The 20,072-nt window shown below is 36.7% G+C and carries 15 protein-coding genes, 1 tRNA gene and 5 pseudogenes; 8 read left to right on the top strand and 13 right to left on the bottom strand.

The window, feature by feature from the left end:
* Positions 1 to 279: 279 nt before the first annotated feature.
* The 4 genes from ACFIK8_RS05860 to ACFIK8_RS05845 form a co-directional block, all read right to left on the bottom strand.
* A complete protein-coding gene (locus tag ACFIK8_RS05860) occupies positions 280 to 1,233 on the bottom strand; it encodes a YbhN family protein (RefSeq protein ID WP_375636305.1) in 954 nt (317 codons plus the stop codon).
* 15 nt (positions 1,234 to 1,248) lie between these two features.
* Positions 1,249 to 3,000 carry a YbaL family putative K(+) efflux transporter gene (ybaL, locus tag ACFIK8_RS05855; RefSeq protein ID WP_375669027.1) on the bottom strand — a complete coding sequence of 584 codons (1,752 nt, stop codon included), beginning with the start codon at positions 2,998 to 3,000 and terminating at the stop codon, positions 1,249 to 1,251.
* A 99-nt stretch (positions 3,001 to 3,099) separates the two neighbouring features.
* On the bottom strand, positions 3,100 to 5,613 hold the full coding sequence (gene secD / locus ACFIK8_RS05850; RefSeq protein WP_375636308.1) for a protein translocase subunit SecD: 2,514 nt from the start codon (positions 5,611 to 5,613) through the stop codon (positions 3,100 to 3,102).
* A 92-nt stretch (positions 5,614 to 5,705) separates the two neighbouring features.
* Entirely contained in the window at positions 5,706 to 6,083 is a 378-nt protein-coding gene (locus ACFIK8_RS05845; RefSeq protein WP_375629096.1) for a hypothetical protein, read from the bottom strand.
* Between the two features lie 181 nt (positions 6,084 to 6,264).
* Here ACFIK8_RS05845 and ACFIK8_RS05840 point away from each other — a divergent pair, with 181 nt between their 5' ends.
* The 4 genes and pseudogenes from ACFIK8_RS05840 to ACFIK8_RS05825 all read left to right on the top strand — a co-directional run.
* Positions 6,265 to 8,640: a mechanosensitive ion channel domain-containing protein gene (locus ACFIK8_RS05840; RefSeq protein WP_375636310.1), complete on the top strand. Its 2,376-nt coding sequence runs from the start codon at positions 6,265 to 6,267 to the stop codon at positions 8,638 to 8,640.
* Positions 8,634 to 8,906, top strand: a complete 273-nt coding sequence (locus ACFIK8_RS05835; protein ID WP_375647414.1) for a hypothetical protein — start codon at positions 8,634 to 8,636, stop codon at positions 8,904 to 8,906. Before ACFIK8_RS05840 ends, ACFIK8_RS05835 begins: the two co-directional genes overlap by 7 nt.
* A 563-nt stretch (positions 8,907 to 9,469) precedes the next feature.
* Positions 9,470 to 10,462 (top strand): outer membrane protein, encoded by a 993-nt coding sequence (locus ACFIK8_RS05830; protein WP_375669026.1) that lies wholly within the window; start codon positions 9,470 to 9,472, stop codon positions 10,460 to 10,462.
* Positions 10,463 to 11,129: 667 nt separating this feature from the next.
* Positions 11,130 to 11,219, top strand: a pseudogene (locus ACFIK8_RS05825) (DUF4102 domain-containing protein); the annotation flags it as partial.
* 94 nt (positions 11,220 to 11,313) lie between these two features.
* Here the strand turns inward: ACFIK8_RS05825 and ACFIK8_RS05820 are convergent.
* A pseudogene (locus ACFIK8_RS05820) lies at positions 11,314 to 11,472 on the bottom strand (glycoside hydrolase family protein); the annotation flags it as partial.
* A gap of 104 nt (positions 11,473 to 11,576) precedes the next feature.
* On the opposite strand from ACFIK8_RS05820, the gene ACFIK8_RS05815 reads away from it, so the two are divergent.
* Positions 11,577 to 11,912, top strand: coding sequence for a type II toxin-antitoxin system RelE/ParE family toxin (locus ACFIK8_RS05815; RefSeq protein WP_372440016.1), 336 nt, complete (start codon positions 11,577 to 11,579; stop codon positions 11,910 to 11,912).
* Entirely contained in the window at positions 11,893 to 12,213 is a 321-nt protein-coding gene (locus ACFIK8_RS05810; protein ID WP_375636315.1) for an addiction module antidote protein, read from the top strand. Before ACFIK8_RS05815 ends, ACFIK8_RS05810 begins: the two co-directional genes overlap by 20 nt.
* Before the next feature lie 169 nt (positions 12,214 to 12,382).
* On the opposite strand, the pseudogene ACFIK8_RS05805 reads toward ACFIK8_RS05810, so the two are convergent.
* Positions 12,383 to 12,727: pseudogene (locus ACFIK8_RS05805) on the bottom strand (phage tail sheath subtilisin-like domain-containing protein); the annotation flags it as partial.
* Here ACFIK8_RS05805 and ACFIK8_RS05800 point away from each other — a divergent pair.
* Positions 12,727 to 13,040, top strand: a pseudogene (locus ACFIK8_RS05800) (YqaJ viral recombinase family protein); the annotation flags it as partial. The pseudogenes ACFIK8_RS05805 and ACFIK8_RS05800 sit on opposite strands and share 1 nt — an antisense overlap.
* Positions 13,041 to 13,108: 68 nt before the next feature.
* A pseudogene (locus ACFIK8_RS05795) lies at positions 13,109 to 13,313 on the top strand (helix-turn-helix transcriptional regulator).
* Positions 13,314 to 13,412: 99 nt separating this feature from the next.
* Here the strand turns inward: ACFIK8_RS05795 and ACFIK8_RS05790 are convergent.
* From ACFIK8_RS05790 to rnpA, 7 genes are all read right to left on the bottom strand, one after another.
* A tRNA-Leu gene (locus tag ACFIK8_RS05790) sits at positions 13,413 to 13,497 on the bottom strand.
* A gap of 112 nt (positions 13,498 to 13,609) precedes the next feature.
* Positions 13,610 to 14,230, bottom strand: a complete 621-nt coding sequence (locus ACFIK8_RS05785; protein WP_375636317.1) for a 2,3-bisphosphoglycerate-dependent phosphoglycerate mutase — start codon at positions 14,228 to 14,230, stop codon at positions 13,610 to 13,612.
* Between the two features lie 28 nt (positions 14,231 to 14,258).
* The gene (gene dapB, locus ACFIK8_RS05780) at positions 14,259 to 15,071 is read right to left on the bottom strand and encodes a 4-hydroxy-tetrahydrodipicolinate reductase (protein ID WP_375636318.1); all 813 of its coding nucleotides are present in this window, start codon (positions 15,069 to 15,071) and stop codon (positions 14,259 to 14,261) included.
* Between the two features lie 1,242 nt (positions 15,072 to 16,313).
* A complete protein-coding gene (locus ACFIK8_RS05775; RefSeq protein WP_375669025.1) occupies positions 16,314 to 17,006 on the bottom strand; it encodes a glutathione S-transferase family protein in 693 nt (230 codons plus the stop codon).
* Between the two features lie 138 nt (positions 17,007 to 17,144).
* A complete protein-coding gene (gene yihA / locus ACFIK8_RS05770) occupies positions 17,145 to 17,789 on the bottom strand; it encodes a ribosome biogenesis GTP-binding protein YihA/YsxC (protein ID WP_375636319.1) in 645 nt (214 codons plus the stop codon).
* Positions 17,786 to 19,624, bottom strand: a complete 1,839-nt coding sequence (gene yidC, locus ACFIK8_RS05765) for a membrane protein insertase YidC (protein WP_375636320.1) — start codon at positions 19,622 to 19,624, stop codon at positions 17,786 to 17,788. Before yidC ends, yihA begins: the two co-directional genes overlap by 4 nt.
* A complete protein-coding gene (rnpA, locus tag ACFIK8_RS05760; RefSeq protein WP_015856278.1) occupies positions 19,614 to 20,006 on the bottom strand; it encodes a ribonuclease P protein component in 393 nt (130 codons plus the stop codon). The genes yidC and rnpA overlap by 11 nt, the downstream gene beginning before the upstream one ends.
* Positions 20,007 to 20,072 lie beyond the last annotated feature (66 nt).

Raw genomic sequence — 20,072 nt, 5'->3', positions numbered from 1 at the left:
TTGTTTTTTGCAATGATGTGCTTTATCCAACATAAAAATCGATTACATAATAAAATAGTACTTTTAATATTCAAGTTTATGGGAGTTTTTTTGAAGGAAAATAGATAAATATTTCTATATTTTTCGTAAAGTAAGATTCTTATAAAAGGGGACCTTCAAGTTTCAATGTAAAAAAGATAAATAAAAATAATGATTGTATTAATTTACATATACAATCGATTAGCATGGATGATAATCCTTTATAGGCACACAAAAAAGAAGTAGTTGATAGCCTTTTATTTATTCAGGAGGTGTTTTGGGGGCTCTTTTCCAGTATTGATGCGCTTCAAAAATGGCGACCACAAATAATGAAATGATAAGCGGTATAATCAAATAAAACATTCTAAAGACAATAAGTGCTGCAATAACATCGGTTGGATTTATATTGGGCATGCCTGTTATGAAGAGAGCTTCAAGAACTCCTACTCCTCCTGCTGGAGCATTGGAGAGAAGAGTTATCGTAAAAGATGCTAGGAAAACACCAAGAACAGAGATAAAATGAATATCTGCGTTGTGTGGGAGAACAGCATATATAATTCCTGCTGCTCCTAAAAGCTCTAAAGGGCTAATGAGAAGCTGTTGAATAACAATTTTTAGCCGTGGATAGGAAAGTTGAATTTTCTTACCCAAGCGTAAGGGTTTTAACTGAAGCCAGCTGCCAAACGTATAAAGTGCTATACAGCTGAGTAAAATTGCTCCAACCGTTGTTCCTAGCCATTCAGGAAGTTCTTTATGAATGAGGGTGATAATTTCGGGTTGTAGCACCAAAACGATTCCCAAAAGTAAGACTGTGCCGATTACAAAAGTAAAAGAGCAGAAACCTACTAATATTGCGATTTCTGTTCCGTTTAATCCTTTCATTTTATAGGCACGATAGCGCACAACGGCACCAGAAAAAACTGAAGCACCGATATTGTGTGAAAGAGCGTAGGTTGTAAATGAACATATAGCGATAAAAACCCAAGAAATTTTATGGCCTAGATGTTGCAAGGCAATTCGATCATATCCAGCAAGAGCAGCATAAGCTAGGAGAGAACATAAGCAGGCTAATAACCAGTGCTGTGCATTTAAATCGCTCAAGCGCTCCAATACATCCCCAAATGAAATGGCAGAGAGTTTCATATAAAGAATCCGAATAGATATCAGCATTGCTAAGATACCAATCAATGGCCATATAAACTGCTTTATTTTCACGATTCTTTATCCATTTTATGTTTTCTGTAAATTTTCATGATTGAGCATATTCTGTACAGATCTTCGTTCCATTATATACTCTATGATGCCATTGGCAATTTCTTCATTATCCGTTACTACAACATCAGCACCTAAATCAATGAGATATGTTGTTTCTATGTCGGATAATGCATGTGTGATTATCTGGATATCTTTCTTCATATTCCTTATATTAACGATACATTCTCCTACTTCAATGGTGCTTAGCATTGTAATAACAACTTTATCTGCATTACTTATATTTGCTGCGTTCATTATTTCTTGTTGAATGATATTGCCGCAAATAGCCTCAAAGCCATCTGCAATCGCTTTATCAGAGAGGCGTTTTGATTCTTCTACGATCACTATAGGTTTACCTCTATTTATTAAAGATAATGCAACACACTTACCAATACGACCATAGCCAATAATTACGATATGGTTATTTTTTAAGGTCATCGGCAAAAAATCTTGGTCAGGATCTTGTGGATCAATATCAATAATTGTTTGGGTATTTTGTGAAGATGCAGAATTTTTTTCTAGACGTTTTTTAATTTTATTACAGGCAATGAAAACAAGAGGATTGAGCAAAATAGAAAAAATTGCTCCTCCAAGAATTAAATCATGAGCGTCATTGTTTAAAAGTCCTAAGCTTAAACTTAAACCAGCAAGGATAAAGGAAAATTCTCCGATTTGGGCAAGGCTTGCAGAAATAGTCAAAGCTGTTGCATTAGAATAGCGAAAAGCCTTAACGATGAAAAAGGCAACAGCAGATTTTCCGATTACGATAATGAATAAGGTTGCTAAGAGAGGAAAAAAATGAGTTAAGAGTTTCTCTGGGTCAAATAACATGCCTACAGAAACAAAAAAGAGAACAGAAAAAGCATCGCGCAGTGGTAAAGATTCTTCCGCGGCACGGTGGCTTAATTCTGATTCGCTCATGACCATACCAGCAAAAAAAGCACCAAGAGAAAGAGAAACACCAAATAAATGAGCGGCTCCGAAAGCCACTCCTAATGCAATAGCAAAGACGCTAAGACGAAATAATTCACGTGATCCCGATTGTGCGCTCATTTTTAAAAGCCATGGGATAACGCGTCGCCCAATGACGAGCATAAGTGCAATAAATACAATCACTTTCAGGATGGTGAGACCAAAAATACCCCAAATACTTAAATCCAACCATTGAACAAGAGGATCCAACGTTTCTTTTTTGGTGTTGCTGAGGGCACTTGCCAAGGAAGGGATGAGGACAAGTATAAGGACCATTGCTAAATCCTCAATAATCAACCATCCAACGGCAATGCGTCCTTTTTCTGTTTCAATAAGATGACGCTCTTGCAAAGCACGTAGAAGGATAACAGTACTTGCTATGGATAAAGCAAGGCCGAAGATCAAACTACCACCGAAGCCCCAGCCCATAATCAAACCAAGGCACAAACCTAGAAAAGTAGAAAATGCCATTTGTGCAATAGCAGCGGGGACAGCAATAGCTTTGACAGATAAAAGATCTTTTAATGAAAAGTGGAGCCCAACACCAAACATCAGCAAAATAATACCAATTTCAGCAAGTTGATTAATGATGACGGAATCTATTTTAAATCCGCCTGTATTGGGTCCCACAATAACACCGGCTAACAAATAGCCTACAAGTGGTGAAATACGCAAACGGCTAGCAATCATTCCCAAGAGAAATGCTAAACATAAACCTGCAACAATAGTTGTGATAAGTGGTGTGTCGTGGAGCATGGATTATTTACTATTCTTGATCAAAAAGCGAATGAATGAAAATGACTATATTTCTATGAGAAGAGAAGCGAAATGTATCATACGTATTAAAGGGCATTTTTATTTCACTTTGGTATTTGCACGATTATTTCGCTCACGCCACCAATTTCCTAGCAGGAGTAAAATAGGAGCAGCAATAAAGATAGAGGATGATGTTGCAATAATAATCCCAAAGACCATGGGCAATGCAAAATTATGAACAGCACTTCCACCCCATATCGCCATGGGGAGCATAGCAAGAATTGTTGTGGCTGATGTAAAAAAACAACGTACAAGAACCTGATTAATTGACAGATCAATCAGCTCGCGCAACGGCATTTTTTTATAAAGACGCATATTTTCGCGCATCCTATCATAGACGACAACTTTATCATTTATAGAATATCCAACAATTGTTAAGAGTGCAGCGATAGCCGTTAAATTAAAATCAAATTGAAATAAAGCAAAAAAGCCAATCATTTTTGTGGTGTCTAGAATGAGAGTGATAATTGCTCCAATAGCAAAGAACCATTCGAAGCGTAACCATATATAGAGAGACATGGCAATAGCCGCAAGGATAACAGCAGTAAAAGCAGCTGTGGCAAGCTCGCCTGAAATTTTGGGACCAACAACTTCTATTTGATCGAATGTGGTATCGGGATAGATATTTTGTACAGCTGTTTTGACCTTATCAATGGCGATGGTTTGTTGTGCTTCGCTACCGCTTTGTTTCTGCATGCGAATTAATACGGTGTTTTCGTTATCAATATTTTGCAAGGTAACTTCACCAATATTAAGAGTAGAAAGCTTGGAACGCAGAGTTGCTAGATCTGCTGGTGCTTTCGTGGTAATACTCATTTGGCTTCCGCCAATGAAATCAATTCCGAAGTTCAATCCAGGCTTAAAAAAGAGAAAGACTGAAGCCATTGATAAAACAATTGAGACGCCAATACCAATGAAACGTGCTTTCATAAAGTGGAAAGTTGTGTTTTCTGGCATGATGTTGAAAGCAGAGTGAATATGCAATTTTTTAATTTTCCATTTACGAACGATCCAAATCATGATGATGCGTACAATGGTGATATTTGTAAACATGGAGATGATAATACCAAGCAACATTGTTACGGCAAAACCACGAACGGGACCGGTACCAAACCAAAATAGTAAGACAGTCGCTATAATTGCCGTAACATTTGCATCAACAATGGTTGCAAAAGCGTGTTTAAATCCACGATCTAGGGCTGCAAAAGCACTCACACCTTTTCGACTTTCTTCACGGATACGTTCATTGATGAGAATATTAGCATCAACGGCAATACCGATGCCTAAAATAATACCAGCAATACCAGGTAGCGTAAGCGTAGCTCCCAAAAGACTCAGTGCAGCAAATGTTAAAATCGTGTGCAGAGCTAGTGCTATATTGGCAATTAATCCCCAAATGCGGTAGAGAAGAAAAATAAAAATTGCAACAAGAATAAAGCCAATTATGCCGGTGTAAAGTCCCATTTGGATGGCATCAGCACCAAGATTTGGACCTACGGTTCTCTCTTCAATGACCGTGAGTGGTGCGGGGAGGGAACCAGCACGAAGCAGAGCAGCCAGAGTTGAGGCTTCTTTGGGGTCAAAGTTTCCTGTAATTTGACCTTGTCCATTGGGAATGACACTATTGATGGTAGGAGCGGTTAAAACCTTATTATCCAGAACAATGGCAAAAGGACGGTTAATATTTTGTCGTGTTATATCGGCAAATATTTTTGCACCAGCGGAATCTAGAGTAAATGAAATAATGGAACGCCCTGGTATTTGGGGGTCAAAACCTGCACGGGCATCTTTCAGGACATTTCCATCTAAAGCGATTTGATCATAAATTGCATAGTGTTGTGTTGCATCAGTATATCCAGGAAGAATAGAAACACCTATAGGGGGATTATTGGGGTCCACATTAGAAGGAACAAGATGAAAACTCATCTTAGCGGTTGTTCCTAAAAGATCACGTAGTTGTTTTGGATCTTGTAGTCCGGGCAATTGGACCATAATACGATCATTTCCGACCTTTTGGATGGCTGGTTCTGAAACACCAACTTGATCTATACGGCGACGGATGATTTCTAAGCTTTGTTCAATAGCATTGCTTACACGGTCTTTTATACCAGCTTCCGTTAATGTGACGCGGAGAGTTTCATTTTGAGCACTGATCTTGATGTTATGTTCTGTTGTACCAAAGCTACTGTGTATGGGGGTTATTAATGTTTTCAAAGCAGAGAGTGCTTTTTCAGTTTGCGATGGATCAGAAATAAGGGCAATAATGCTATCTTCAACGATACGCACACTTGAGGTGCGGATTTGTTTTTCACGCAATACATTGCGTACACTGCCTAAAACTATGTGTAACTGATCGCGTTTTAACGTTTTGCTATCAACCTCGAGCAGGAGAGAAGAGCCTCCTTGAAGGTCAAGACCAAGTGCTACACGGGTGTCGGGTAAGAATTTCGAGTTTTTAACTTGTTCGTATGAAAATAAATTGGGCAAGGCAACATAAATGCTGCTTAAAAGAATAAAACAATAAAGGGTAGTTAACCAACCAGGTGTACGCATGATATATTCCGCTAATAGGCAATCTAACAGTTATTCAAAGTTAAAAGCACAAGTAAAATAAGATGATCGTTTTATAATTCAAGGAAGAGAATTTAAGTGTGTTCATTAGGAGGAGCGCGTTTATTTGAGAAATATTGCGTTTTAACGCTACGAAATCGTGTATCAATAGCTGGAATCTTTATTAAAAAGAAATCCAATGTTAGGATTTTTTGAAAGGTTCTCGTAAAAATAGATTCTGTATGGAGTGTTACAAGTTTTTTGTTTTCAGTTGTGGTAACATTCAACTGATTACATTTATTGTGTAAATCAAATCTATTCGTTTTAATGATATTATTGGTGTGTGATTGTTTGATTAAATAAGCACGCGTTCCTAGGTTGCTCGTCAAGAATACACCTAAACTGGATAGAAAAATCCAAGTTGTCAAAGGAAGAAAATCTTCTTTTTTGCAATAGAGGTGCAAAAAACACATGCTAGAGTGCCTTCTTTAATCTTATTGAGTTCAGCTTATTTATTATCCTTTTCTCTTATTATCAGTATTATAGGATAAGGGAAAGCTTTTATAAGATTATTCTACAAAAGTTGAAAATATCTGCTTTATACCATATTAAGGAGGGGGGGGATAAAATCCTTTTTGTGCGCATAAGGTCGATATGTATTCATTTTGTAGAGAAAACATCCACATACTTTTCCTTCTTTTGGGGATTATCTTTGTATTTAATTCTGGTGCATGGGGGAATAGGGGGGCACAAAATACAATTGTCGAACAAACAATAGATTCTTATTCAGTTGATGAAATTATTCAACAACAACAGTTGATTATTGAGACTCTTGAAGAAAATAGTGAAACTTTAAAAAGAGATTTTGACAGAAAGTCAGAAGATGAGCGTTCTTTAGAAGAATTGCGGTTACGTGCACAAGATATCAGTGAACGTGCTATTGAGGCAGCATTTGTTTTGCGTCTTCCTCTTAATGAGATTAATACACTTCTTGATCAATTAACGGAGATCCATCGTGACGTAAAAAAACTGAAAAGCTCAGTGAAAGAGTATTCTTACTTGATAGAGCAAAAAGCTAAAATTAACAGTATCATGCTTCGTTTTGAAGAAATTTTCTTAGCGGCAAATAGAATAGCTGAACTTTCTATTTCTCAATCTCGGGAGCTTTTTAAACGCACGCTTACGTATAGGCTTGAGTTTTCGATTCCGATGGTTAAACAGCTCGCCCAAAAAACAAAAGAGGCTTCATCAGATTTTCTTTTGTTGTTAAATTATTGGTGGAATTTTGTATTTTATTTCAAGTTGTTACAACTATTTCTTTCCTTTTTAATTCCACTTTTTATCACTTTGGGTCTTTCGTATTTTTCTCGAAAAGTTCTTGTTCATGTGTATTGCCACTTTAGGAAGTCTAATGAGGAAATATCTTATTTACAACGCTTATTGATCGCCTTTATTTCAGTTCTCTTACCTTCGCTTATATGTACTCTTTGCGTTTATCTTGTGTTGTTTTTGTTTCGTAGTTTTAACTTAGATCTAGGTAAGCTTACAACAGTTTTTGATATGATAGGTTGTCAGATTATTTTAGTATTTTTAATCAATCGCTTAGCAATTGTTCTTTTATCTTCGAATATGCCCCATGCGCGTCTTCTCAGTATTGCACCATCGTCTGCTTATCAATTAGTGATTTTACTCACTTCTTTAGCGGGTGTGTTGGCATTTGATGCTGTTCTTGATAGTATTTATCAAATCATTTCAGCGCCTCTATCTTTGACAATTGCTAAAAGTTTTATTGCTGTTTTTCTTGTAGCGATATTGCTGTTTATAATATCATTTGTACCTTTGCGATTTAGACGTAAGCGTTTTCAAGGAGAAAAAAAAGAACCATACTTTTGGCCATTTTATATACGCATTCCTCTTATTGGCTTGGGGTTACTGCTCTTTGTGTTGAATCTTTTAGGTTATGTTGGTCTTGCACGTTTTATTATGCAGCAAATTATGATTGGTGGAGCATTTTTAGTTCTCATGTATTTAGGAATACAAAGCGCTCAAGCACTTGGAACTAAAGGCCAATTTATGAAAACAACGGTTGGTCATCTTTTGATGCAGAGGTTTCATTTAGAAGAAAAAACGATGAATCAATTGGGAGTTTTTGTGAGCGTTTTTCTCAATTTATTTGTTGTTGTATTTTGTGCAATGCCAATTGCTGTACAGTTTGGATTTTCCTATTCTGATTTGAAAGCAGTATTGTGGCAATTGGTTACTGGTTTTCAGATTGGAAATATTACTCTTTCTTTGATTTCTATTATAACAGGAATTATTTCTTTTTGTGTTTGCTGGTTTCTTATTCGCCGATTTATTGGTTGGTTAGATAGTGTGGTGTTGGTTCATGGAGAATTCGATTCTGGTATACGTAATTCTATCAAAACAGTGATAAGTTATGGAGGCGTTGTTGTGTCTGCTTTGACGGGATTGTCAATGGCAGGTTTGGATCTTAGAAATTTCGCTCTTATTGCTGGAGGACTTTCACTTGGTATAGGTTTTGGTTTACAGAATATTGTCCAAAACTTTGTCTCTGGACTTATTATTTTAGTTGGAAGACCATTTAAAATAGGAGACTATATAGAATCTGGATCAGTAGGTGGTGTTGTTAAGCGTATTAGTGTGCGTGCAACGGAACTTGAGACCATTCAGCGTAAGACGATTATCATTCCCAATTCAAGCCTTATTAATAACAACGTTAGTAATTGGACTAGACGTAATAAAGTAGGACGAATTGATATACCAGTTACTGTATCATCTAAAGTTGCTCCAGAGCATGTTGCTGAAATTTTGTTGGAGATTGCTTTTGCGACAGAAGGCGTTTTAAAAAATCCTACCCCGCAGGTGAGTTTTACAGCATTTGATCATAAGAGTTTTTCCTTTAATTTAGCTATTTATGTGCCTAATATTACCTCACCTTCTCATGTAACCAATGCTCTTCGATTTGTCTTATATAAGCGTTTTGCTGAGGAAGGAATCTTAGAATGCTGAAATATATTTATGCTTTGATTACAGTTATTCTGTTGAATATTTTTACCATAACAGCTTTTGCCGCAACAGTGAAGAATACAGATTTAAAGGTACAATCTCTCGTTGTTATCGAGGGAAGTATACCTTCAAAAGTTTCTTTAAATACTCATCAAACAATTACAATTTGTATGAAGGGATGTTTTATAACTTTTCCTAATAAAGACCGTTTTGCAATAAAGGCAGATGATAATATAGAAATCAGTCGGGGAAGAGCAGTTTTTAAATAAAATGATTGAGAATTTTTATTTGGAGACAAGATTTAGAAGGATAATGATATTGTCGTATTAATAATCTCATCCTTTAGAAAATGGTAGAAAAAAGGTATGATTTTAGTATAAAATGGGTGTATTTTTTAATACTATGTAGAATCTACAGTATGCGTTTTGGATATAAGAATATTGAGGTATTTATAATATTTTTAATGAATATCGATTTTTTAAAAAATAGTTACATCACTTTTAGAATTTTTCTCACGAAAAAAGGTGTAAAATATACTATTTTGTGATTTTTTTGCGTTTGTTTTGATACACAATGTTTTATATTTCATCATTTAAAAAATATAATAAGTATTTTTATTAAATATTTATTATTTGGAGTATTCATTATTCTAATATTTTAAAATTTATTTGATAATATTAAATTTTGATGTAAAGATATATTAATCTAGTGATAGATTTAAATGTAACTATAAAGGAGTACATGCGATTTTGCAGCATAAGAATTTATAAAACTTTGTTTTTCTAAATGTGATTTTTGATTATATTTAAATTTAGCAATGGGGTATAATTTTATGAATACAAAATTTATAACAGCATCTGTTTTTTCTTTAATTTCACCTTCTATAGTACAGGCTGCAGATGTGGTGGCTCATGAAGAGCCAGTACATGTTGCCTCAGAAGTTGTTGCTTCTTCACCTTTTTCTTGGGCAGGTATTTATTTCGGGGGGCAAGTGGGTGGCTTTTCAAGTAAGACTTCTGCGATAACGCGTGATGTTAATATTCCTCTCTATCCTGATGAAGAGAGTAAAAGTAAACCATGGATACCCGTCGAGAAACAGTATATGCCTGAGCTTTCTGGATTTATGGGTGGTTTTTATGCGGGTGTTAATTTTGATCTCGGTAATAATTTTATTGTGGGGATTGATACGGATATTCTTTTAACGGAAAAAAAGGATACAAAAACAAGATTTCAGGCTGATGAATCGAGTGTTGGTGGCCCTGGCACTGGTGGATCGGGTACTGAAGGATCGGGTACTGAAGGATCGGGTACTGAAGGAGCGGGTACTGAAGGAGCGGGTACTGAAGGATCGGGTACTGAAGGAGCGGGTACTGAAGGAGCGGGTACTGAAGGAAAAAGTCGAAAAAGGGCAAAACTTGTCAGTAGACAGGGTAGAGGATTGTCTCGCTCTGTTGCAGAGGATAAAGACAGTTTAACTTTTAATCATACGTTAAAACAAAAATGGACAGGTGCTACACGGGTGCGTGTTGGGTTTTCTGCGGGGCGTGTGATGCCTTATATTGCTGGTGGTATTGCTTATGGACAGTTTCAAGATATTTTGTCGACAGTAATTACGGGAGGTGAGCCCTTTAATAGGACATCGGATGCAACAAAAACGATGATTGGTTATACTCTCGGTGGTGGTGTTGATTTTGCAATGACAGATCATCTTGTTGTGCGTGCGGAATATCGTTACTCAGATTTTGGTAAAAAGAAATTTAAAGACGAGATTGAAGTTAAGTATAAGACGAATGATTTTCGCGCAGGAATAGCTTACAAATTCTAGTTGTGTAGGATAAAGGAGCTTAAATTTAAGAGGTCCTATCTCTTTGATAGGGCCTTTATTTTTTAATGTTATGCATTGTAAATGCTATTTTATGGTGAAGAAAGGGTCTTTGATTTTGAGTGATGATGAGGAGATAAGAAAGAATTATTTAAATTCTTAATTGTTAAGAATGAAAATTCTTTGGTTCACAAGGTATAGTTGAAATATTTATTTGCAAAGAAGGAATGATTCGTTTTTTGCATTATTACGTTATCGCATGATAATATCATTATAGCGTTAAAAAAGTAAACTTAAAGATCATTTTTCTATCTAAACAATTAGAAGATAAAGAAAATTCACATAGAGTGATGCGGATGGTGTGCACATTTATGCACCAATTTTTTCCCTTAGAATTCTCTACAATATCACCTGATAGTGCGGTTTATCTTTTTTCTATTTAATAACTAATTGTTTTTATTTTATTTATTAAATTTTCTTTTTATATAATCTTGGTATCAGATGAAAGTGCTCCAAGCGCGATTCAAAAGGTGGCTTTTAAAAGGTGGTTCGAAAAATAAGAACATGTGATAGACTATTAGTCTTATCTGTAAAAAATCTATCTAAAGGCAAATATGCTGACAGAGCTGGTTTATGGCTTATAAAAATTGCATCAGATCAAGGATGATGGATTTTTAGGTTTGACCTCAATAAAAGACGACGAGAAACGGGGTTAGGCTTTTGTAGCAATGTATCTTTAAAAGAAGCACGGTTCAAGGCTTCAGCTTGTTATGACTTTTGGGATCAAGGAATTGACCCAATTCACCAAAAACAAAAGAAAATTTGCGTCGGGCAAGGGGGGTATTTCTTTACGAGAAATTGCCTCCGGCACTGTTTGTATGTCTATAACCTATTGTCCACACCCCAATGGCATCTTTATAGGCGTTCAAACGCAAATCTTCCCATTGTTTAATGAGTGCAAGTCCTTCTGATGATATTTTCGCATATGCTTCTTCATAAAAAAAGCTTCGCAAAAAGCAGAGCTGGGTTAAAAAATTGACATCTTTCTCATTCGAAAGGATGGCTTGTTAAAACCTATGTAGCTTTTTCACTGGAACAAAATAATGTATTTGACAGTATTTATTCTGTATCTGATAAGACACAACTATTTACAGTGTACAAAACAAAATACTTTATGAAATTGCTAGATTATTTAAAAGATGAGATTGCGCAAGCACATGTTGTTACATGGATTGCAAGAATAGAAACAGGATTTCTTGGTAACGCAAAATTCTTTCGTGGAATTGGAGAATTAAAAATAAATCGCGGACTAGGCTATCGTGTTTATTTTTTCAAACAAGGAAAAGAGATTATTTTGTTACTTAATGGCGGCGATAAATCTACTCAGCAAAAAGATATTGAAAAAGCTCTTCAATTAGTAAAGGAAATAAAAAATGGAAATCACCAAGTTTGATACAAGGGAATATTTCAAAACGCCTGAGACTCAGAAAATTCTTTTACAAGATGCTCTTGAAAGCAAGGATAGCAAGTATCTTGCGCATGCTCTTGGCATAATAGTGAAAAATCAAGGAATGAGTAAAATCGCTCAAAATACAGGGTTATCAAGAGAGTTTCTTTATCGTTCTTTAAGCGACAAGGGTGACCCACGACTTTCTACTTTTCGCAGTGTTTTGAGTGCTTTAAATTTGCAGATTAGCTTAACGTCTATCCAAAATAATTGTAAGGAACAAGCGGCTTTAGAAGAAGCAGCTTGATCTGCTTCCCACTTTTAAAGATGGGGGAAGGGAGGTACTTAAGCAACCTTTTTAATGAGGGGCTCTACATCTGGTTTATAACCTATCATGTATCCTCTTTATCCATATGGATGACGCTTTCACTCACGTCACTCATGTAGTTTTTTTTGATATTGCGGTCGACAGCCTATAGATGCTCACGCAAAATGGCGTCATTGATCATATCGTCGGTTCTCACCACCGATAAGAAAGCAAATTTTGTATCACTTGAAAGAGTGCAATTGCCCCAAAGACGATAACCGTTTTCGCGGATAATTGTTGTGATGGTTTGTTCATTGAGAAGGTTGGCGCGGCTTGATCTATCATCAATGGAAAAATCAATTGGACGCGCAGTTCCAACAATGCCATTGATTACTTTGTTTTAAGGAGAATGCCAAAAGCCATGTGTAAAATCAGTTTTAGCAATGATATTTGTAACAGCTGCGCTTGCTGGCTATTCTACGATTTCTCCATCACGATTCACCTTTACAAAAGGGGCTTATTGGAGAAGACGGTTTAATTGAAGTCAAATGTCCACAATCAACGACCCATCTTCGTTTTTTGTGTATGACGAAATCAAGCCTGAATATCACGCGCAGATGCAATTCCAAATGGCATGCATAGGATGCAAATGGTGTGATTTCATTAGCTATAATCCAAACTTTGTAAGTAAATCTACTGGTTTGAGAATGAAAATCAAACGCATTCTCCGTGATGAGAAACACATTGAAGAGATTAATAAAACTGTTGAAACCTTCTTAGCGGAAATAGAACAAGAGATGCAAAAGATTTTGACAAAAGCTGCTTAAACCTATGGGGGGTCTTCCCCCAACACCCTCGCCCATTTGTATAACATAAAAAAGAGAAAGGTAATGAGATGATATTTGATGATGGAGATAGATATGTAACAACCCGTGAATGTGCAAAGCTTTTTAGTGTATCCACAACCACGATTTGTAATTGGGTATTTCAAAGGGGTATTTCCAGAACTATATAAGCTAGGTAGAGCAGTGAGGTGGAGAAAGAAAGAGATCTTAACCGTCACTCCAAAGAAAAATAAGGAGAAAATAGGAGTAAATTAGGTAAAGTTGTATAAACCGTAGAAGGCGGTTCAAAAGGTGGTCTTAAAATGGTTATTTAAAGAAAAAAATCTATGTATTTCAATACATTAAAGATTAAAATGGTGCCCAAAAGAGGACTCGAACCTCCACGCCTTGCGGCACAGGTACCTGAAACCTGCGCGTCTACCAATTCCGCCATCTGGGCTCATAAAATTGATCTAAGCGTATGAAGCAATTCTGTCAATGAAATTATAGAATTTATTTTTTTGCTTAAAACGATTGAATTAAATTTTTTGGGAGATCATGATTTTAGAAGTTTAAGGTGTGAGGACTGTCTTTGATAAAATTGTTGAATCCGGATTAAATGTATAAATAATAGGAATGCCGGTCGCTAATTCTTGAGATATAATTTCCTCACCGGAGAGACCTTCAAGCGCCATAATAAGAGCACGAAGAGAGTTTCCATGCGCTGCGATCAAAACAGTTTGGGAGCGCAAAATATGAGGCTGGATATGGTAAAGATAATAAGGCCAGATGCGCGCACCGGTGTCGCGTAGGCTTTCTCCATTCGGAGGCGCAATCGTATAAGAGCGGCGCCACATTTGCACTTGCTCTTGCCCCCATTGTTGGCGTACTTCATCTTTATTTAAACCAGAAAGATCACCATAATTACGTTCATTTAATGCGGGATTTTTTATCACTTCTAAATCTGATTGTCCCATTTGCTCTAAAATGTACTGAGCCGTTTTTTGAGCACGCTGTAAGGCAGATGTATAAGCGATATCAAACTTCAAACCATATTCTTTCAGTTTTTTTCCTGCTGCTATCGCTTCTGCATGACCTTTTTCTGTTAAATCGGGATCTTTCCAACCGGTAAAAAGGTTTTTGAGATTCCATTCACTTTGTCCATGACGAATTAGTACAAGTATGCGTTCCATTATGAATTGCCTCTATTCTATTGATTGTTTAAAATTCATCGTTCAATCCCAAAACATCGAGCATGGAATAAAGACCGTTTTCATGATTTTTTGCCCACAAAGCTGCTTTTAATGCGCCATTGGCAAAGATAGAGCGTTCTTGCGCTGTATGTGAAAGAATAATGCGCTCATGGGAACCGGCAAAAATGACACTGTGTTCTCCAACAACTGTTCCACCACGTGAACAAGAAAAGCCAATGGAGCCTTTTTCGCGTTTACCTATATGACCATTGCGTTCGTTGACACGCACATTTTTAAGCATAACATTGCGCCCTTCAGCTGCTGCTTGGCCAAGAAGAAGGGCTGTTCCAGAAGGGGCGTCAACTTTGTTCGCGTGATGCATTTCATAAACTTCGATATCAAAATCATCGGCGCCTAATGCTTTAGCGGCTTTCTTTACAAGGTTGGCCAAAAGATTTATTCCAAGGCTCATATTTCCGGATTTGACAATTGTTGTATATTTCGCAAAATCTGCAATTTTTTCTTCTTCTGTTTTGCTAAATCCTGTGGTGCCAATAATATGGACAAGACTTTTTTGAGCAGCGTAGTTAGCATAAAGAATACTGGCTTCTGGTTGAGAAAAATCTAAAATACCTTCTGTGTTAGAAAAGGCATTTTCAGGATCGTCAGTAATGCCAATTCCAAGAAAATCTGAACCAATTAAGGCACTGGCATCTTTTCCTACAAACGGTGAGCCTTTGCGTACAAGAACAGCACAAAGCTCTACATCTCTCCTTTGTTGGATTGCTGTAATGAGTTCACGTCCCATTCTTCCATTTGCACCAACAACTGTAAGGCGCATTCTTATCTCCTTATGACATTTCACTGTGCAGTATAGGCAAATTCTTGCCTTCTTTCCAATAGTTCTTTTTCTTTATAGGAAAAAATTTTTCCTGTTTTAATTTATCTTCTTGTGCTGTAAAACACTGTTGTTTAGAGAAAGTAATATAAGATCTACAAATTTAAATAGAGATGTTTTTCGTTAGAGTGTGTGATGAATATTCCTAAATAAGGTTTGCTTATGAAACCTAATGAAGATTGTGTATTACTTCACGTTTTTGTTTCTTTCGTTCTTTAAGGGGAGGGGCGTTCTTCATGCAAAACAAGATCTCCCAAACAAATACACTTATGTTGTCAATTCATGCGCTTGTCTTAAAGAAATATTTCTCAATACTTCTAAACTTATTTTATGATAGTGCTCGTGAGTGGTATCACGAGAGAGTATCCATGAATAATATAAAATCTATTCTGCGCCACTATCTTTATGCTTCATAAAAGAGAAAATTAGCACTACCGTACGTTTTGTTAGCCTTTAATGTTTTAACAATCCTTGGCACTTAGGCATTTCCATTCTTTTCTTTAATATTTTTTCACGAACCAATTCCATGTGTGACGCATAAGCAAGCGATTTTGATTGTTTCAAATTTGATGAAGGTAATGAGAAAAAGGTATTTGGAATTGATGATTCAAGTTAAAAAAAAGATTATTTAATCATTTTATATCAATATGTTATCTGCTAATAAAATCACGTAAAAGAGGTGTAGAAATAAGGGGACAACAAGAAGTTGGATTGTTTATACACGAGAGTTGGTCGGATTCTTTATCTTTTAGGAAAGTCAGTTGAAAAAATTGTTATGTTGTAAAAACGCATGATGAGGCTTTGTTTATTATAGAGCAAAGAGTATATGTTATGCAATGCGTTTTTTCATATATTGGGGAGAATGGAGGATAACATGCGTTAAGTATTGTTATTTCATTTTCCTAGCTTCCAGTGATGCTACAGCTCTTATATTTAAAGAGAGTCTTTAAAATCCTTTCTTATTATTCCTATGCTAATCTTTTTTGTGACACGTCAAGAAAGTGATTTTTTCATGCATTATAAGGGGGGATAAAATAAGAAAATATTATGGGGGGCTTATTCTCTGTTTAATATGATTCTAAATCAATGTATTATCGTATTGTTTATACGCATGCATAAAAATTCATAAGCCTATAAATATCCTTTAGATAAAATATCGTTTTTACTTTTGTTTGTGGGAGAAGGCTAGAAATCAAGATCTGCATAGTGAGCACTTGCAACAATTCCGCGGACGCGATCTGTTAAAAGAGAACGAAAAGAAGGGCGTGATTTAATTCTCATATACCAGTCTTTGGCAGCAGGAGATTGTTCCCAGTCAATTTCCCCTAGAAAGTCAAGTACAGAAATAGAGGCTGCTGCTGCTAGGTCTGCATAGGACAAGGCAGAACCGACTAAGCTATCGCGAGAGGCACAGAGCCAGTTGAGATAGTTCATATGTGGTAAAATATTGGCACGTGCATTGCGTAAAATTTGTGAATTAGGAGCACCACCACCAATGGCAAGTGGCATTTCACGTTTATGGATTCGTTCTCGTACGATATGGCGCGTTGCTTCATTTTCGAATTTATTTAAGAACCAGTCATTGAGACGGCGTACTTCCGCACGATCTAAAGGATTTTCCGGAAAGAGCTTATTGTCTTGTCGTAAACTTCCATGTGTTTCGTCTAAATATTCGCAGATAACAACAGGACCTGATAATGGAACCTCGTGTTCATCGAGAAAAACAGGAACATGACCAGCGGGATTGAGGGCTAGAAATTCGTGTCTTCTTGCCCATTCATATTCTTCAATCAGTTGAGTGGTTACACCATATTCCCCAAGAATGAGGCGTATGAAGCGCGAGGCAGCGGATAGGGGAGAGTGAAAAAGTGTCAGCATAATTTACACTATCAAATAGAGTTGATGAGAATTCTTTCAAGTAATCATTTTTATAAAGATGCTTGACTAGAAGTACAAGATCATTAGCAGCTGCTAGCAATTATAATTAATAAATTGTTAATAATGGCAATTGTTCTTTTATGCGATGGTTTGCAAAATGGCAGCACGTAATTCTTCTAAACCGAGAGCTTTTTCTGAAGAGGTTACAAGAAGCTCAGGATAAGCTGCCGGACGTTTGAGAAGCTTTGTTTGTGTGCTCATAATTAATTTTTCCAAGGCATTTGATTTGATTTTATCGCTTTTTGTCAAAATAATTTGATAAGAAACGGCTGCTTTATCAAGGAGAGCAAGAACATCTTCATCATTATTTTTGATTCCGTGCCGTGAATCAATTAAAATATATACACGTTTTAATGTTGTGCGCCCCCGTAAATAGCTAAAAATCAAATTTGTCCACGCATCAACCAGATTTTTAGGAGCAGCAGCGAAACCATAACCAGGCATATCTACTAATGCTAGAGGGGGAAGATCCCCTAGCTGCCCACTGAAGCCATCGGGGACAAAATAATTAAGCTCTTGAGTCCGTCCTGGTGTATTTGAGGTGCGTGCTAAGCTTTTTTGTTGGACGAGTGCGTTTATTAAAGATGATTTTCCAACATTGGAACGTCCTGCAAATGCAATTTCTGGTGGTCCTTCAGGGGGAAGAAAGCGTATCGCTGGTACACCACGAATAAAAATCCAATTGCGAGAAAAAATTCCAGAAAGGGAAGAATTTCTTGTCATTCATGCACTTCTTTTTTGGGTGATCTTCTCCACATGGCTTTCAGATTATCAAAAAGCTCAATTTTCACTCCTTGGCGCTTCATCATGATACCTTGCTGAATGATTGATAATATATTGTTCCATGCCCAATAGATGACGAGACCAACAGGGAAAGAGGCGAGCATAAAAGTAAAGACAACAGGCATCCATGTGAATATCATCGCTTGGGTTTGGTCTTGAGGAGCGGGATTCATACGCATTTGTAAAAACATCGTTATTCCCATAATCAAAGGCCATGCACCAATCATAAGAAATGTTGGCGTTGTATACGGTAAGAGACCAAACAAGTTAAAAAGAGAAGTTGGATCAGGTGCCGCTAAATCTTTAATCCAGCCAAAGAAAGGGGCATGGCGCATTTCAATGGTTATATAGAGAACTTTATAAAGAGCAAAGAATATTGGGAATTGAACCAACATTGGCCAACAACCTGCAAGGGGATTAATTTTTTCGGTTTTATATAGTTCTATTATTGCTTGTTGTTGCTTGGTTCGATCATCGGGATATTTTTCTTTTATTTCTAGCAACCGCGGTTGTAGAAGCTTCATGCGTGCCATAGATTTGTAAGATTTATTGGCTAGAGGAAAAAGAAGAGTTTTTAAGAGCACTGTGACAAGAAGGATGGCTATACCAAAATTTCCTGTTTGTTTATAAAGAATATCAATGAGAGAAAACATTGGTTTGGTAATGAAATCAAACCAGCCCCAATCAATTAAAAGAGCAAATTTTTTGATTTTTAGGTCATTTTGATAGTTATTAATAATTTCAACTTGTTTTGCACCAGCAAAAAGACGATTTGTAATAGTTTTTGTTTCATTTGGGGCAATCGTTAAAAGCGATCCTAGCAAGTCAGACTGATAATGCGTTTGCAAACGATCAAAATAAATAAAACGGCTTGTATATTCTTTATTTTGCGGGGGAATAACTGCTACAGCCCAATATTTATCGGTAATACCAATCCAACCTCCTGTTACTTTTGAGAAAGTCATGCTCTTTTGCCCATTATCAGGATTCGGGTCAAGCTCTGCTAAGGTTTTATATTTTTCAGTTTTGAGCGAATCTCCTGCAATACCTATCATACCTTCATGAAGTAAATAGGTTGCATTTGTATGTTCTGGTGGTGCTGCACGTGCAACGCGGGCATAGGACGAGAGATATATTGGTTGATCACTTTCATTGCTGATAGAATCTTCAATGGTAAACATGAAATGATCATCAACAGAAAGAATACGCCGGAAGATCTGTCCTTGTCCATTATTATAAATTAAAGTGATGGGTGTTGAAGGAGTCAGGATTGTATTGTTTCCCTCTATTTGCCATTGTGTATCCGATTGTGGCAAAGCTTTTGCTGGTAAAGATGCACTTGCAAAACCAAATTCAGCAAGGTAGGTCGTTTTGAAACCCTTAGGATTCAGCAAATCGATTTCCGGTGATTTTTTATCGACTGTTAAACGATATTTTTTGAGGTGAAGATCATCAAATTGTGCACCAACAAGATTAATAGAGCCTTCCAGTTCATTGGTTTTGATCGCAATACGCTTTGTTTTGGCCAATACAGCTTTCCGGATTTCAGGTGTCATTGGCTGTTCGATGATAGATGTTGCTTGATGCGTTGAGGTATCGTCAGAAAAATTCGTCGTGGTAGTAGAAAGGGTTGATTGTTGTTTTGACAATTGCTGTGTGATGACTTGTTGTTTTTGTAACTTTGCTTGTTTGGGAGCAACATGAAGAAATTGCCATGCGATGAGCACTACGAAAGATAAGCCAATAGCGATAAAGAAATTGCGGTTATATTCCATCCGTACACCCTTGTTGTTGTTGCTGATGTTTTATTTTTGGTTTTATTCGCCGATTTAATTCACTAATTAAGGATGTAAAAGGCGCATGTAACGCATCACGATATGCTACAATGACATAGTCTGTTCCTGCTTCCATGTGGTTTGTTACACCAACTCTTACGGCTTCACGCAAGCGCCTTTTGATACGATTACGCTTCACAGCATTACCGTTTTTACGAGTAACAGTGAAGCCTACACGTGCAACAAGAGAATCTTTTCTTTCTGTTGTTTGTTCACGAGATTTAACTTCGAGCAAAAATAAAGGACCACGCCGCTTTTCTCCTGTACGGACAGCCAAAAAGTCTGCTCTTTTGCGAATACGGCAGGGATGTTTTTTCTTCATAAAAGAACATTTCGCAATTTCACTAAATGCCTGCAAGCAGGCATTAGAGGTTCATAACAAAAGTTT

Source organism: Bartonella sp. MR168JLCBS (assembly GCF_042194175.1).
Note: the sequence above shows the minus strand (reverse complement) of the source record. Positions and strands in the feature narration are given on the sequence as shown.

What these genes read in the sequence shown, in the direction of transcription:
- yihA (WP_375636319.1), bottom strand. Translation starts at nt 17,789, where the DNA reads ATGACAAGAAATTCTTCCCTTTCTGGAATTTTTTCTCGCAATTGGATT.
- ACFIK8_RS05775 (WP_375669025.1), bottom strand. Translation starts at nt 17,006, where the DNA reads ATGCTGACACTTTTTCACTCTCCCCTATCCGCTGCCTCGCGCTTCATA.
- ACFIK8_RS05785 (WP_375636317.1), bottom strand. Translation starts at nt 14,230, where the DNA reads ATGGAACGCATACTTGTACTAATTCGTCATGGACAAAGTGAATGGAAT.
- ACFIK8_RS05845 (WP_375629096.1), bottom strand. Translation starts at nt 6,083, where the DNA reads ATGTGTTTTTTGCACCTCTATTGCAAAAAAGAAGATTTTCTTCCTTTG.
- dapB (WP_375636318.1), bottom strand. Translation starts at nt 15,071, where the DNA reads ATGCGCCTTACAGTTGTTGGTGCAAATGGAAGAATGGGACGTGAACTC.
- ACFIK8_RS05830 (WP_375669026.1), top strand. Translation starts at nt 9,470, where the DNA reads ATGAATACAAAATTTATAACAGCATCTGTTTTTTCTTTAATTTCACCT.
- ACFIK8_RS05840 (WP_375636310.1), top strand. Translation starts at nt 6,265, where the DNA reads ATGTATTCATTTTGTAGAGAAAACATCCACATACTTTTCCTTCTTTTG.
- yidC (WP_375636320.1), bottom strand. Translation starts at nt 19,624, where the DNA reads ATGGAATATAACCGCAATTTCTTTATCGCTATTGGCTTATCTTTCGTA.
- rnpA (WP_015856278.1), bottom strand. Translation starts at nt 20,006, where the DNA reads ATGAAGAAAAAACATCCCTGCCGTATTCGCAAAAGAGCAGACTTTTTG.
- ACFIK8_RS05810 (WP_375636315.1), top strand. Translation starts at nt 11,893, where the DNA reads ATGGAAATCACCAAGTTTGATACAAGGGAATATTTCAAAACGCCTGAG.
- ybaL (WP_375669027.1), bottom strand. Translation starts at nt 3,000, where the DNA reads ATGCTCCACGACACACCACTTATCACAACTATTGTTGCAGGTTTATGT.
- ACFIK8_RS05835 (WP_375647414.1), top strand. Translation starts at nt 8,634, where the DNA reads ATGCTGAAATATATTTATGCTTTGATTACAGTTATTCTGTTGAATATT.
- secD (WP_375636308.1), bottom strand. Translation starts at nt 5,613, where the DNA reads ATGCGTACACCTGGTTGGTTAACTACCCTTTATTGTTTTATTCTTTTA.